This window comes from Streptomyces viridiviolaceus, from assembly GCF_014650995.1.
Classification (GTDB): Bacteria; Actinomycetota; Actinomycetes; order Streptomycetales; family Streptomycetaceae; genus Streptomyces; species Streptomyces viridiviolaceus.
On record NZ_BMWA01000032.1, the window covers coordinates 4,327 to 18,912 of the forward strand.

Annotated in this window: 11 protein-coding genes and 1 pseudogene; 9 read left to right on the forward strand and 3 right to left on the reverse strand. The window is 71.7% G+C overall.

Going from position 1 to position 14,586, the window contains the following annotated elements; all coding sequences use genetic code 11:
* Positions 1-344 precede the first annotated feature (344 nt).
* Both IE260_RS34280 and hutH read left to right on the forward strand, forming a co-directional pair.
* A complete protein-coding gene (locus IE260_RS34280) occupies positions 345-1,493 on the forward strand; it encodes a GGDEF domain-containing protein (protein WP_189879090.1) in 1,149 nt (382 codons plus the stop codon).
* A 90-nt stretch (positions 1,494-1,583) separates the two neighbouring features.
* A complete protein-coding gene (gene hutH / locus IE260_RS34285) occupies positions 1,584-3,122 on the forward strand; it encodes a histidine ammonia-lyase (RefSeq protein WP_189879253.1) in 1,539 nt (512 codons plus the stop codon).
* Positions 3,123-3,229: 107 nt separating this feature from the next.
* On the opposite strand, the gene IE260_RS34290 is transcribed toward hutH, so the two are convergent.
* A complete protein-coding gene (locus IE260_RS34290; RefSeq protein ID WP_189879092.1) occupies positions 3,230-3,544 on the reverse strand; it encodes a hypothetical protein in 315 nt (104 codons plus the stop codon).
* Between the two features lie 109 nt (positions 3,545-3,653).
* Between IE260_RS34290 and IE260_RS34295 the strand changes: the two genes are divergently transcribed.
* The 5 genes from IE260_RS34295 to IE260_RS34315 all read left to right on the forward strand — a co-directional run bounded on the left by IE260_RS34295 (position 3,654) and on the right by IE260_RS34315 (position 11,365).
* A complete protein-coding gene (locus IE260_RS34295) occupies positions 3,654-4,007 on the forward strand; it encodes a hypothetical protein (RefSeq protein WP_189879094.1) in 354 nt (117 codons plus the stop codon).
* Positions 4,008-4,229: 222 nt separating this feature from the next.
* Entirely contained in the window at positions 4,230-5,480 is a 1,251-nt protein-coding gene (locus IE260_RS34300; RefSeq protein ID WP_189879096.1) for a L,D-transpeptidase, read from the forward strand.
* A gap of 151 nt (positions 5,481-5,631) precedes the next feature.
* Positions 5,632-7,089, forward strand: coding sequence for an ABC transporter permease (locus IE260_RS34305; protein ID WP_189879098.1), 1,458 nt, complete (start codon positions 5,632-5,634; stop codon positions 7,087-7,089).
* Between the two features lie 74 nt (positions 7,090-7,163).
* On the forward strand, positions 7,164-7,847 hold the full coding sequence (locus IE260_RS34310; RefSeq protein ID WP_189879099.1) for an ABC transporter ATP-binding protein: 684 nt from the start codon (positions 7,164-7,166) through the stop codon (positions 7,845-7,847).
* Positions 7,848-8,050: 203 nt separating this feature from the next.
* Positions 8,051-11,365, forward strand: a complete 3,315-nt coding sequence (locus IE260_RS34315; protein ID WP_229881603.1) for a S8 family peptidase — start codon at positions 8,051-8,053, stop codon at positions 11,363-11,365.
* A gap of 53 nt (positions 11,366-11,418) precedes the next feature.
* Here the strand turns inward: IE260_RS34315 and IE260_RS34320 are convergent.
* Positions 11,419-11,813 (reverse strand): annotated as a pseudogene (locus tag IE260_RS34320) (SgcJ/EcaC family oxidoreductase).
* 34 nt (positions 11,814-11,847) lie between these two features.
* Complete coding sequence (locus IE260_RS34325) at positions 11,848-12,543, reverse strand: TetR/AcrR family transcriptional regulator (RefSeq protein WP_189879100.1); 696 nt, start codon at positions 12,541-12,543, stop codon at positions 11,848-11,850.
* Positions 12,544-12,673: 130 nt separating this feature from the next.
* Here IE260_RS34325 and IE260_RS34330 point away from each other — a divergent pair, with 130 nt between their 5' ends.
* Both IE260_RS34330 and IE260_RS34335 read left to right on the forward strand, forming a co-directional pair.
* A complete protein-coding gene (locus IE260_RS34330) occupies positions 12,674-13,459 on the forward strand; it encodes an SDR family NAD(P)-dependent oxidoreductase (RefSeq protein WP_189879103.1) in 786 nt (261 codons plus the stop codon).
* A 157-nt stretch (positions 13,460-13,616) separates the two neighbouring features.
* The gene (locus IE260_RS34335; RefSeq protein WP_229881589.1) at positions 13,617-14,534 is read left to right on the forward strand and encodes a DUF5829 family protein; all 918 of its coding nucleotides are present in this window, start codon (positions 13,617-13,619) and stop codon (positions 14,532-14,534) included.
* Positions 14,535-14,586: the final 52 nt, after the last annotated feature.

Here is a 14,586-nt window from a genome sequence, read left to right on the forward strand (position 1 = left end):
AAGTGGCCGAGCCTGCGGGCGGTGCCGCTGGGGTGGTGCGGGTGGGCGCAGGCGGTGCCCGCCGGTGCCGGGGTTCCGGGGGTGTTCCCGGCGTCCGAAAGTGGCCGAGCCTGCGGGCGGTGCCGCTGGGGTGGTGCGGGTGGGCGCAGGCGGTATCCGTCGGCGCCGGGGTCCCGGTGTCCCCGACTTCCGAACGGCCAAGTCCGACGGGGGTGTCGAGCGCTTGAGAACCGTGCGGGCGGGGCGGGATCGGCGGCTGCGGTGGGGTGAGGGTCCGTGGAGTGTATGTCCCCGTTCGCACCGCTTGGGTCCCTTTTCCCACTGAACCTCCCTAGCCTGGAGGGATGGGTGAGGACAGGCGGCTCGCGGCCGTCGTGGCGTTGGCGCAGGGCATGGCCGCCGCGCACAGCTCGCGTGAGGCGTGGTGGGCGGCGGCCGCCGGTGCGTGCCGGGCGCTGGGCGGCAGCTTCGCCGCGCTGTCGGTGTGGGAGCGGGAGCTCGGCCGCCTCAGGGTGCTGGTGAACGTGGGCGAGCGGGCCGAGGACGAGGAGGAGTTCCCGGAGGACGAGTCCTACCCCGTGCACCAGTTCGCGGAGATCACCGAGTTCCTGCACGAGCGCTGGGCCGGCGGCGGCGAGCCCGACGCCTGGGTGGAGACCGCGGAGGGTCCCGCGGCCGGGCGCCCCGGTTACGTCCATCAGCGTGTCGCCGCGCTGCGCCGCCGTGGGCGCGGCTGCTGCGTGGTCGCGCCGATCGTGCTGCACGGCCGTGCCTGGGGCGAGCTGTACGTGGCCCGGCCGGTGGGGGAGCCCGTGTTCGTGCGGGCCGACGCCGACTTCGCCACCGTCCTGGCCTCCGTGATCGCCGCCGGGATCGCGCAGACCGAGCGGCTGGAGGAGGTCCGGCGGCTGGCGTTCACCGACGCGCTCACCGGCCTGGCCAACCGCCGGGCGGTGGACGCCCGCCTGGACGAGGCCGTGGAGCGGCATCGCCGCGAGGGCGTCGTCGTCAGCCTCGTCGTGTGCGACCTCAACGGGCTCAAGCAGGTCAACGACACCCACGGGCACGCCGTCGGCGACCGGCTCCTGGAGCGATTCGGGTCGGTGCTGTCGCTGTGCGGCGCGATGGTGCCGGGGGCGCTCGCCGCCCGGCTCGGCGGGGACGAGTTCTGCCTGCTCGCGGTCGGGCCGCCCGCCGACGAGGTCGTGAAAGCCGCCGACGAGCTGTGCCGCCGGGCGGGTGAGCTGGAGCTCGGTGACGGCGTGGCCTGCGGGGTGGCGTCCACGGAAGACCCGGTGGGCCCCGTCCGCAGTGCCCGCCGGCTGTTCCGGCTCGCGGACGCGGCGCAGTACCGGGCCAAGGCCGAACGGGCGGACCGGCCGGTCGTCGCCGGCCGCGAGGGACCCGACGATCCCGTCGTACGGCTGGCGGACGAGCCGTCCCGCGGAGAGGACGGGGAGCGTCGGCGGTTCCGGGGGCGGCATTCCCCGTGAGCGGTTCGCGGACGGAAGTGACGTAAGGGGTGCTCCCGGCGCCCACTGGTGACATCCTCAAATTCACTGCGTACGCTCCTGAATATGGATATGCACACTGTGGTGGTGGGGACTTCTGGGGTCACCGCGTCCGACGTCCTCGCCGTGGCGCGCGCCGGCGCCCGGGTCCGGCTCTCCGAGGAAGCGGTGGCGGCCCTGTCCGCGGCCCGCGAGATCGTGGACGCGCTGGCCGCCAAGCCGGATCCCGTGTACGGCGTGAGCACCGGCTTCGGCGCCCTGGCGACCCGGCACATCAGCCCGGACCTGCGGGCGCAGTTGCAGCGCAACATCGTCCGCTCGCACGCCGCCGGGATGGGGCCGCGCGTCGAACGCGAGGTCGTCCGGGCCCTGATGTTCCTGCGCCTGAAGACCGTCTGCTCCGGCCACACCGGCGTCCGCCCCGAGGTCGCGCAGACCATGGCCGACGTCCTGAACGCCGGGATCACCCCGGTCGTGCACGAGTACGGCTCCCTCGGCTGCTCGGGCGACCTCGCGCCGCTGTCGCACTGCGCCCTCACGCTCATGGGCGAGGGGGAGGCCGAGGGCCCCGACGGGACCGTACGGCCGGCCGGCGAACTCCTCGCCGAGCACGGGATCCGGCCCGTCGAGCTGCGCGAGAAGGAGGGCCTCGCCCTCCTCAACGGCACCGACGGCATGCTCGGCATGCTGGTCATGGCCCTGGCCGACCTCGAGACCCTCTACAAGTCCGCCGACGTCACCGCCGCCCTGACCCTGGAGGCCCTGCTCGGCACCGACAAGGTGCTCGCCCCCGAGCTGCACGCCATCCGCCCGCACCCCGGGCAGGCCGCCAGCGCCGCCAACATGCTCGCCGTGCTCGAGGGCTCGGGCCTGACCGGCCACCACCAGGACGACGCGCCCCGCGTCCAGGACGCCTACTCCGTGCGCTGCGCCCCGCAGGTAGCCGGCGCCGGACGCGACACCATGGCCCACGCCCGCCTGGTCGCCGAACGGGAGCTGGCGTCGGCGGTGGACAACCCGGTCGTACTGCCCGACGGACGCGTGGAGTCCAACGGCAACTTCCACGGCGCCCCGGTCGCCTACGTCCTGGACTTCCTCGCCGTCGCCGTCGCCGACCTCGGCTCCATCGCCGAGCGGCGCACCGACCGGCTGCTGGACAAGAACCGCAGCCACGGCCTCCCGCCGTTCCTCGCCGACGACGCCGGTGTCGACTCCGGCCTGATGATCGCCCAGTACACGCAGGCCGCGCTGGTGAGCGAGCTGAAGCGGCTCGCCGTGCCGGCCTCGGCCGACTCGATCCCGTCCTCGGCGATGCAGGAGGACCACGTGTCGATGGGCTGGTCGGCGGCGCGCAAACTGCGCACGGCCGTCGACAACCTCACCCGCGTGATCGCCGTCGAGCTCTACGCGGCCACCCGCGCCATCCAGCTCCGTGAGGGCCTCACTCCGGCCCCGGCGTCCCGGGCGGTCATCGAGGCCGTACGCGCGGCCGGTGTCGAGGGTCCCGGTCCGGACCGGTTCCTGGCGCCGGACCTCGCCGCGGCCGACGCGTTCGTGCGCGACGGGCACCTGGTCGCGGCGGCGGAGACGGTCACCGGGCCGCTGCGGTAGGGAAACCGCCGGGGCCCCGTCGCCCGGCGGGGCCCCGTGGGGACGGATCACGGGTCCGGCACGCTGCCGGGCCCGGTGAAACCTTTGTCAAAAGAACGTCAAGAGACTCAAAAACCAAGGCGTTCGCGGCGCACCGAGTACACGACGAAGCCCGCACCGAGGGTGAGGCAGAGGCTGCCGCCGACGACGTACGGGGTGCTGTCGAAGCTGCCGGTGTCGGCCAGCCGGGTGCCCTCGCCGGCGGCCGCCGTGTCCGTGGACACGACTCTCGCCTGCTCGGTGACCTGCGGCGACGGGCTTGCCGAGAGGGTCTTGTGCGCCGGTCCGTCGGGCGTCGCGTTCGCGGACGGGACGAACCACAGGGCGCACAGCAGGCCTCCCGCGGCGGCGGCGGTCAGCAACGGACGGCGAGCGGATGACACGGAATATCGATCCCCTTGTGGCGCTGGCGAATTGGCCGTGTGGGGCGATGTTAGTGAAAGGCGCGGGTCACAGGAAAGTCACGGGAGCGACCGGCCGTACTCTCCGGACATGAGCACTCCAGAGACATCACGTTTTGTACGTCTTCGCGTGGAACTCGTCCTCGAGGTCGACGACGAGGACGCGGTCACGGGGGCCGCGCTGCAGGCGATCGCCGACGACTCCGGCATGCCGGAGGAGGAGCGGACGCACACCGAGAGCGCTGTGACGGAGGACACCGCCGAGGCCCTGGCGTACCTCGTGGATCCGTTCGACCTGGTCAGCGAAGTGCCCGGCGTCGAGCTCCACCAGGCGTCCTGGAGCAGTGAGCGAATCGACTACGACCCCGACTCGCCCGATTGGGAGGACGGCGAGCAAGATGGCGACGAGGACTACGCAGAGGACGACGAAATGACGGCCGGCTGACGCGGTACGGGAAGATCGTGACCCCGGGCGGCAACCACCGTCCGGGGTTCTGTCGTCTCAGGGGGCGCACAGACCGCCCCCACACCACCTGACGCCCCGTGCGAACGTGGTGTGTCCCACACCCGTCGGCGATGTGGAACGGGACGAACCGGTCGTAGCGTTGAAAGTTCTTGACGGGGTATCTCGGGGTTTCGGGAATCGGCAACGATGGAGAAGCGTGTGATGACGGACAGTAAGCGGCGCAAGGGCCTGGTGGCCGCGTCCGCACTGCTCGGCGGTGTGCTGGTGCTCTCGGCATGTTCCAGCGGCGACGCCGGCGCCTCCGGCGGCGGGGACGACAAGACGTCGCAGGCCCAGGTCGACGAGGCGGCGGCGAAGGAGACGTCCGAGGCCCAGATCAAGATCACGCCCAAGGACGGCTCGACCAACGCCTCCATCAACAACTCCGCCGCCGTCACCGTGAGCAAGGGCACCCTCACGGAGGTGAAGATGACCACCTCCGACGGCACCGAGGTCAGCGGCCAGATATCCGCGGACAGGACGAGCTGGAAGCCCACCACGCAGCTGGAGCGGGCCACCAAGTACAAGCTGACGGCGACCGCGCAGGATTCCGAGGGCCGCGCCGCCCACGAGAACGCCTCGTTCACCACGGTCTCCCCGTCCAACAGCTTCATCGGCACCTTCACCCCGGACGACGGCACCACGGTGGGCGTGGGCATGCCCGTGTCGATCAACTTCGACAAGGCGATCACCAACAAGGCCGCCGTCCAGAAGGGCATCACGGTCAGCACCACCAGCGGCCAGGAAGTCGCCTGCCACTGGTTCAACGCCAACCGCATGGACTGCCGCCCGGAGAACTACTGGCAGGAGGGCTCGACCGTCACCCTGAAGCTGGCGCTCGACGGAGTCGAGGGCGCCGAGGGCGTCTACGGCGTCCAGCAGAAGACGGTCACCTTCAAGATCGGCCGCAACCAGGTCTCGTACGTCGACGCCAAGACCAAGCAGATGAAGGTCACGCAGAACGGCAAGACGATCCGGACCATCCCGATCTCCGCCGGCTCGCCCGAGAACAAGACCTACGAAGGCCAGATGGTGATCTCCGAGAAGTTCAAGGAGACCCGGATGAACGGCGCGACGGTCGGGTTCACCGACGACGACGGCAAGGGCGAGTACGACATCGCGGACGTGCCGCACGCCATGCGCCTGTCGACCTCCGGCACCTTCATCCACGGCAACTACTGGGGCGCCAAGTCCATCTTCGGCAGCGTCAACACCAGCCACGGCTGCGTGGGTCTGGCCGACACCAAGGGCGCCGACGACCCGAACACGCCGGGTTCCTGGTTCTACGACAACTCCATCGTCGGTGACGTGGTCGTCGTCCAGAACACCGGCGACAAGACCATCGCCCCGGACAACGGCCTCAACGGCTGGAACATGGACTGGGCCCAGTGGAAGGCCGGTTCGGCGGTCTGACGCCGAACTCCCCACGGGAGCACGCCGCTTCGCCGCAGGCGCCCGCCGCCCCTCGACCAGGGGCGGCGGGCGCCTGTCGTCTCCCCGCCTTCTCATCGTTCTCTTACGCCGGCCTTATCCCTTCATCACGGGCCGTCCCTACCTTGCGGCCATGTTCTTCACGTACCTGAGGCGCGAACTGCGCCGCCGCAGAAAGGCGGCCCTCGTCGTCGCCTCCGGCCTCGCGCTGGGCATCGCGCTCGTCATCGTCGTCGACTCCGTCTCCTCCGGCATGGGCAGGGCGCAGGACAAGGTCCTGCAGTCGCTGTACGGACTGGGCACCGACATGACGGTCACCAAGGCCGCGTCCCCGACGCCCAGCACCTCCGACCGGCCGCGCTTCCGCTTCGACGCGCAGGAGGACGGCTCCGAGGAGGAGCAGAGCACCGACCGCGTCATGGTGCAGGGCTTCCAGACCCTGGCCGGCACGACCGTCGGCAAGGTCGCCGGACAGGACGGCGTGGCGGACGCGGTCGGCGGACTGAGCCTGCAAGTCGTGAAGGTCAGCGGCCAGTTCACCCGCGGTCAGTTCCAGCAGGACGGCTCGGGCGGTCAGGGGCAGGGCGGGGGACCGGGCGCCCAGCAGGCCCCGCAGGGCCGCGTCGAAGGAGGCGGCGCGGACTTCGACGTCAACAGCTACTCCGTCTACGGCACCGACGTCACCGAGCCCGCCCTCGGCCCGCTGACCTCGTCGGCGATCACCAGCGGCCGCACCTTCAAGGAGTCGGAGGCCGACGCCAAGGTCGCCGTGGCCGACTCCGCGTACGCGAAGGAGAAGAAGCTCAGGACCGGCAGCACGGTCACCATCAAGGGCACGAAGTTCGAGGTCGTCGGCATCGCCACGGCCGACAGCGGGGACGCGGCGGCCAACCTCTACATACCGCTGAAGCAGGCCCAGACCCTCGGCGACGCGAAGGACAAGGTCACCACGATCTACGTCAAGGCGACCGACTCGCAGCGGATCGACGGCGTCAAGTCCGCGATCCAGAAGAACGTCCCGGGCACCACGGTCACCACCTCCGCCGACCTCGCCGACACCGTCTCCGGCTCCCTGTCCACCGCGTCCTCGCTCGCCGCCGGCGTCGGCAAGTGGCTGTCGATCGTGGTGCTGGCGGCCGCGTTCCTGGTCGCCGGCCTGCTCACCTCCTCGGCCGTCTCCCGCCGGGTGCGCGAGTTCGGCACGCTCAAGGCGCTCGGCTGGCGATCCGGCCGGGTGACCCGGCAGGTGGTCGGCGAGGCCGTCGTCAACGGCCTGGTCGGCGGCGTCCTCGGCATCGCGCTCGGCCTGGCGGGCGCCTACGTCGTCACCGCCGTCAGCCCGACGCTTCAGGCCCAGCTCGGCGGGGGCACGGGCGGACCCGGCGGCGGCTTCGGCGGTGGCGGCATGGGCGGTCCCGGACGGCAGGCCGCCGCCAAGACCCTCGACGTCGCGCTCACCGCGCCCGTCAGCCTCACCACCATCGCCCTCGCGGTCGGCCTCGCCGTGGCCGGCGGCCTCGTCGCCGGCGGCTTCGGCGGCTGGCGCGCCTCCCGCCTGCGTCCGGCGGACGCCCTGCGCCGCGTGGAGTAGCGAGCACCGCACCGGCCTGCCACGGGGCCTGCCGCGCGGGCCCCATCTCCCGAACGTTCCCCAGGAGTTGCACCATGTACGAACTCAGAGGCGTCACCAAGCGCTACACCCGCGGCAAGGACACCGTGCACGCCCTCGACGGCGTCGACCTGACCATCGCGGACGGCGACCGGCTGGTCATCCAGGGGCCGACCGGCGGCGGCAAGTCCACCCTGCTGCAGATGCTGGGCGCCCTGGACCGGCCCAGCTCCGGCGAGGTCGTCCTCGACGGCACGGACCTGGCCAAGCTGCCCGAGGCCCGGCTGACCAGGGTGCGCAGCGAGAGCATCGGCTTCGTCTTCCAGTCGTTCAACCTCATCCCGACGCTGACCGCGCAGGAGAACGTCGAGACCGCGCTCGTGCCGCTCGGCGTGAAGGCGAAGGAGCGGCGCGAGAAGGCCGCCGAGGCGCTGACGTCCGTCGGGCTCGGCGAACGGCTCGGGCATCTGCCCGGCGAGATGTCCGGCGGCCAGCAGCAGCGGGTCGCCATCGCCCGCGCCTTGGTGAAGCAGCCGAAGGTGCTGCTCGCCGACGAACCCACGGGAAACCTCGACGAGTCGATGCGGGACGAGATCATGGACGTGCTCGACCGCATGTGGAAGGAGCTCGGGCTCACCTTCGTCATGGTCACCCACGACTCGGCGATCGCGAGGAAGGCCCCGCGTCTGGCGACGATCCGCAAGGGCCGGATCACCGTCAAGGAGAACGCGGAGGCGTAATCCATCGGCCGCGTAACGGAGTTCGGGCGGAGGAGTAACAGCCGGCCGACGGTTTTCTCACCTTCCTCTCATCCGATTGAGCAGGTGATCATCCGTCGGCATACTGCGAGCTCCGGGGGAGCACGCGTGTGCGAGACCACCCCCGGCCGGGTGAACGGGGAATTCACCCGGTACTTCCGCAAGGGGGAAAGTTGCGCAGACAAGTGAAAAGAGCGTGCGCGGCCACGGTCGCCACGGCGGCGGCCGTGGCACTCGCGGCGGGCATGACCAGCCCCGCCGCGGCGGACGGGCAGCGGGCGGCCGACGCCGCGCCGGCCTCCGGCACGGCCAAGCACCGCATCACGCTGATCACCGGCGACCGGGTCGCCGTCGACGCCAAGGGGCGCGTCGTCGGCCTGGAACGGGCCGAGGGACGCGAGCACATACCCGTCCAGATCCGCCGGGCCGACGGCCACACCCTCGTCGTCCCCGCCGACGCCGCCCGCCTGGTCGCCACCGGCAAGCTGGACCAGCGACTCTTCGACATCACCGAACTGGGCAAGGCCAGCACCCGCAAGGCCCAGAAGAACGGCCTGAAGGTCATCGTCGGCTACCAGGGCACCGCCAAGGCCACCAAGGCCGACGTCCGTGACGCGGGCACCCTGCGCCGCACCCTGAAGGCGCTCAACGCCGACGCCGTGCAGACCCCGCACGAGGACACGCCCGACCTGTGGGACGCGGTCACCAACGGCGAGAAGACGGCCTCCGGCATCGCGCACGTCTGGCTCGACGGCGTCCGCAAGGCCAGCCTCGACAAGTCCGTGCCGCAGATCGGCGCCCCCAAGGCGTGGGCCGCCGGCTACGACGGCAAGGGCGTCAGGATCGCCGTCCTGGACACCGGCGTGGACACCAACCACCCCGACCTGAAGAACCAGGTCGTCGCGTCCAAGAACTTCTCCGTCTCGCCCGACGCCGGCGACAAGTACGGCCACGGCACGCACGTCGCCTCCATCGCGGCGGGCTCCGGCACGAAGGGCGGCGGCAAGTTCAAGGGAGTCGCGCCGGGCGCCAAGCTGCTCAACGGCAAGGTGCTCAGCGACGACGGCTTCGGCGACGACTCCGGCATCCTCGCCGGCATGGAGTGGGCGGCCGAGCAGGGCGCCGACATCGTCAACCTCAGCCTCGGCGGCGGCGACACCCCGGAGATCGACCCGCTGGAAGCGCAGGTCAACAAGCTCTCCGAGCAGAAGGGCATCCTCTTCGCCATCGCCGCCGGCAACGAGGGCGAGTTCGGCGACCGCACCGTCGGCTCCCCGGGCAGCGCCGCCGCGGCCCTGACCGTGGGCGCCGTCGACGACAACGACAAGCTGGCCGGGTTCTCCAGCACCGGCCCCGGCCTCGACGGCGCCGTCAAGCCCGACGTCACCGCACCCGGCGTCGACATCACCGCGGCCTCCGCCAAGGGCAGCATCATCGCCCAGGAGGTCGGCGAGAAGCCCGCCGGCTACGTCACGATCTCCGGCACGTCGATGGCCACCCCGCACGTCGCGGGCGCCGCCGCCATCCTCAAGCAGCAGCACCCCGACTGGACGTACGCCGAGCTGAAGGGCGCCCTCACCGCGTCCACCAAGGGCGGCAAGTACACGCCGTTCCAGCAGGGTTCGGGCCGCGTCCAGGTCGACCGGGCCGTCAAGCAGACCGTGATCGCCGACCCGGTGTCGGTGAGCTTCGGCGTCCAGCAGTGGCCGCACACCGACGACAAGCCGGTCACCAAGCAGCTGACGTACCGCAACCTCGGCACCAAGGACGTCACGCTCACCCTCGCCGCGACCGCGACCGACCCCAAGGGCAAGGCGGCCCCGGCCGGCTTCTTCAAGCTCGGCGCCGGCAAGGTCACCGTCCCGGCGGGCGGCAAGGCGTCCGTCCCGCTGACCGTGAACACCAAGCTGGGCGGCACGCTGGACGGCGCCTACTCGGCGTACGTCACGGCGACCGGCGGCGGCCAGTCCGTGCGTACGGCCGCCGCCGTGGAGCGCGAGGTCGAGTCGTACGACGTCACGCTGAAGGTCATCGGCCGGGACGGCAAGCCCGCCTCCAGCTACGGGGCCGACCTGACCGGTGTCTCCGGCCTCGCCGAGGAGCAGTGGCTGTCGCCGTACGACCCCGACGGCACCGTCACCGTCCGCGTGCCCAGGGGCGGTTACGTCCTCAACGCCTCGATCTACGTGAGCCAGGACCCGGAGAAGTACGAGGGCGCCGACTGGATCGCCCAGCCCCGGCTGAACGTCACCAAGAACACCACCGTCACCCTGGACGCGCGCACCGCCAAGCCCGTGAACATCACGGTGCCGGACAAGAAGGCGAAGTCCGAGTTCGCCTCCGCGGACTTCACCGTCGAGGTGGGCGACTCCAGCTACGGCTTCGGCTGGTGGCTGGACTCGTACGACAACTTCCGCTCCCGGCACCTCGGCCCGCAGATCACCGACGGCTCGCTGAGCCAGCAGTGGGACGCGCACTGGTCCAAGGGCGCGACGGAGCAGTACGACACCGTCGCCGGCGGCAAGGTCAAGCAGCTCGCCACCGGCTACACCCGCCACTACAAGGCGGGCGACCTGGCCACGCTCAAGACCGGCCTCGGCGCCTCCTCCAGCGGCAAGAAGGGCGCCGTCTCCGCGACGGGCTGGCTGCCCGGCAGCGGCGGCGGCTCCTCGATCGGCATCCCGCAGACCCTGCCCGGCACCCGCACCCTGCACCTGTCCACCTCGGGCGGAGTGACCTGGGACGTGCAGTTCGAGCAGTACGGCGGGGTCGACGCCGACGGCTTCCCGGTCGTCGAGGCGGGCTACACGCTCGGCGCGCCGCAGCGTTACCAGGCGGGCAAGAGCTACTCGACGACCTTCAACACGGCCGTCTTCGGGCCGCGCCTCACCTCGGACTTCGGTCTGTTCCGCGACGGCAACGCCATCACCGGCGTCGTCCCGCTGTTCGCCGACGGCAAGGGCCACGCGGGCTCCTCGGTCTTCACCTCGTCCGCCACGACCCTCTACCGCAACGGCACCAAGGTCGGCTCGCACGACGACCCGCTGTTCGGTGAGAAGGAGTTCACGGTCCCGTCCGGCGACGCGCAGTACCGGCTGACGACGTCGGTCAAGCGCTCCGTCAAGGTCGCGGCGGCCTCCACCCGGATCGACGCGAGCTGGACCTTCCGCTCCAAGAAGACCGCCGACCTCACCAAGCTGCCCGCCTCCACGGCCCGCTTCCTCGCCGTCACGGGCCAGGACAGCAGGGTCGCCGCCGGCAGGACGGCCACCGTCCCGGTCACCGTCGAGGGCGCGGCCGCGGGCAAGAACCTGAAGTCGCTCTCGGTGTACGTGTCGTACGACTACGGCAAGACCTGGAAGAAGGTCACCGTCAAGAACGGCAGGATCACCGTCAAGAACCCGGCGAAGGGGAAGGGCATCTCCTTCCACGCCAAGATCGACGACAAGAAGGGCAACAAGTCCACGATCTCGATCTACAACGCGTACTACGGCAAGTAGTCCGTGCGGACGGGCCCGCCGGAGCTTCGGCTTCCGGCGGGCCCTTCGCGTTCTCAGCCTGCCTTGACCTCGGTGTTCTGGCAGACGTGCAGCAGCCAGGCCCCGTCGTCCCGCTTCGTCATGACGTAGAGCGGGGCGCCCTCCGTGTCGCCCCCCCCGGCGCGTGGTGGACCTGCCGGACCTTGACGGCCGCCACGTCGGGGCGCAGGAACTGCGTGTGCACCGCCTCGTAGGTGACCTCGCCGTCCCAGCTCGCGTTCGGCAGCACGGCCCGGGTGAATTCGGCGATCGCGTCCAGGCCGATGAGGACCCTGCCGTGGGCGGTCGTCCACAGGGCGTCCGGATGGAAGAGCGCGAGGAAGCCCTCGGCGTCCTTGGCCCGCTGGGTGCGTTCGACGGTGGCCACGACCTCTGCGACGGCCTCGATGTCTGAGGCTTCGGTGTTCATGCGGACCACTGTCGTACCTCGAGCGAGGTCGAGGTCAAGGGCTGGTACGCGCGCCGTCGCCCCCGGCCTCGGGGGTCAGCAGCCGCAGCCCGCCCGTCAGTTCGCGCAGGCACCGCACCACGAGTTCCGCCGGGGAACCGGCCCCGGTGGTCGCCGCGTCCGTCGTCGCCCACTGCTCCAGCGCCACCCGGATCGCGTCGGTGGCCGCCGCGGCGAGCAGCCGTGCCTCCAGGGGATCGGCGCCGGGCCCCGCCAGGCGGGTCACCACCGGCAGCAGCCGCTCCTCGGACTCCTGGTTCACCCGGTACCAGACCGCCCGCAGGGCGGGGTCGTCCTGGGCCGCGCGCAGCAGTCCGCGGGTCCAGCGCAGGCCCTCCTCCGTGGTGTCGCCCGGCGTCGAGAGGGAGGCGACCGCCGCGGTCTCCAGGGCCTCGCCCAGGTCGGCCTCGGGCCCCGCGTCGGCGAGCAGCGCGCGCCAGCGGTCGCCGCCGGACGACAGCAGCGGCCCGACGGCGTCCTGCTTGCTGCGGAAGTACCGGTAGAACGTGCGCAGCGCGACCCCGGCGCGGCCCGCGATCTCCTCGGCGGTCGTGCCGTCGGGCCCCTTCTCGGCGAACAGCTCCGCCGCCGCACGGGCGATGTCGAGCTGCGTCGCGGCCTTGCGGCGCTCGGTCAGCGAGGCCGAGGCGGGGCGGGACGTCCGGGCCTGGTTCGTCCTGGGCTGGTTCATGCAGGAAAGCGTACGTGCCGCAGGCCAGGTAGGCATGGAATGCCGTAATGGCAAAACGTGTCACTACGGCGTACGGTGGACGTCGCGCGGCTCCTCGGCCGCGGCACCACGCACACCACAGGGAGTCGACATGAACCGCTACGAAGGACGTCGCGCGCTGGTCACCGGCGGCGGCTCGGGCATCGGCCAGGCCACCGTGCTGCGCATCCTGGCGGAGGGCGGACAGGTGGTCGCCGCCGACGTGAGCGAAGCCGGCCTGAAGGACACCTGCGCGCGGGCGGGCGCGGACGCCGGCCGCCTGACCACGGTCGCCGTGGACATCTCCGACGAGGCGTCCGTCCGCGCGGCCGTCGCCTCCGCCCTCACGACCCTCGGCGGCCTGGACGTCCTGGTCAACGCGGCCGGCATCCTGCGCTCCTCGCACACCCACGAGACGTCCCTCGCCGACTTCACCAAGGTGATCGCGGTCAACCTGACCGGCACCTTTCTGATGATCCGCGAGGCGATACCGGCGCTGCTGAAGGGCAACGCCCCGGCCGTGGTCAACTTCAGCTCCACGTCCGCGCTGTTCGCCCACCCGTACATGGCGGCCTACGCGGCCAGCAAGGGCGGCATCCAGTCCATGACGCACGCCCTGGCCGCCGAGTACAGCAAGCAGGGCATCCGGTTCACCGCCGTGCAGCCCGGTTCGATCTCCTCCGGCATGACCGACGGCTCGGGACAGAGCAGGCAGAGCCAGGGCCCCGGCCTGCCCGAGGACACCGACTGGAGCCTGTTCGCCAAGCTGTCGCCCGCCCTCGGGGAGGGCTTCGCCGGACCCGAGGCCGTGGCGGGCGTCGTCGCCATGCTCGCCAGTGAGGACGGCAAGTTCATCACCGGCACCGAGATCCGCATCGACGGCGGAACCCACTTCTGATTGCCGAGACGGGCGATAGCGGGCGCCCCCGCGGCCGGCCGCGGGGGACGCGGCGACGTGACCGCGGGCGGGACACGGAGAACGGCCCGAACCCCGGCGGCCAGGCACAATCCGTGGCTACGCTCGCCACATGACGCTTCGTCGGATATTACGGGTAATGATCGTTCTCGCCGTGGCCCTCGCGGGAGGCGTCGGCGGTGGTGCCGTGGCACAGGCCGGGGAGGAGCGGGCGCCCGGCGGCGGACAGGTCCTGTACTACAACCACGCCTACGGGGTGCTCGACCGCGAGACCGCCGACGCCGTCGAACACTCCGCCTACCTGCGCGACTTCGCCAACTTCCAGGTCCGCACCACGACCGGTGCCGACGGGCAGACCTGGACCGGCCGCTACCTGCTCGGCCGCGAGACCTACGTCGAACTGTTCGGGGTCGGCGACCTCCCCGGGCAGGACGGCCTCCTCGGCGCCGCGGGCATGGGGGTCTCCACCGAGCGCGCCGGTGACCTCGCGACCGTGGTCGAGCGGCTGCGGGACCAGGGCGTCACCGACCCCGTCGAGTTCCCGCAGACCCGCGACTTCGGCGACGGGGTGCCGGTGCCGTGGTTCGACGCCGTCTTCACCACGGGCCAGTACGACGCCTTCGGGGCATGGGCGATGGAGTACCGGCCGGAGTACTTCGCCGACCCGCGCAGCAACACGGAGCCGGCGAGCCGCCCCGGCGACGTCGGCCGCGAGCGCTACCTGTCCGACGACTACCGCGACCGCCTGATGCGAGACGTGACCCACCTGCGCCTCGGCGTCACCGCGGGAGACCTCGCCGACACCGTGCCGCTGCTGCGGGCGGGCGGGTTCACGGTGCGGCACCTGGCGGACGGCGACGGTGTCGTCGCGAAGGGCGGCGGCACGACGATCCGGCTGGACGCCGTGCCGCGCGACCGGGCCGGGCTGAAGCAGATCGGGATGTCGCTGAACCGGCCCGTGCCGCACCGGCACGTGGAACGGCTCGGACACTCCGCCCTCGTCGTCGGCCCGGGCCCCCGCGCCGTATGGGCCTTCGACGGCGCGGACGCCGGCTGACGACGGCCCCTCACACCGCGACCGGCATGACCCGGGCCGGGATCTCCGCCCG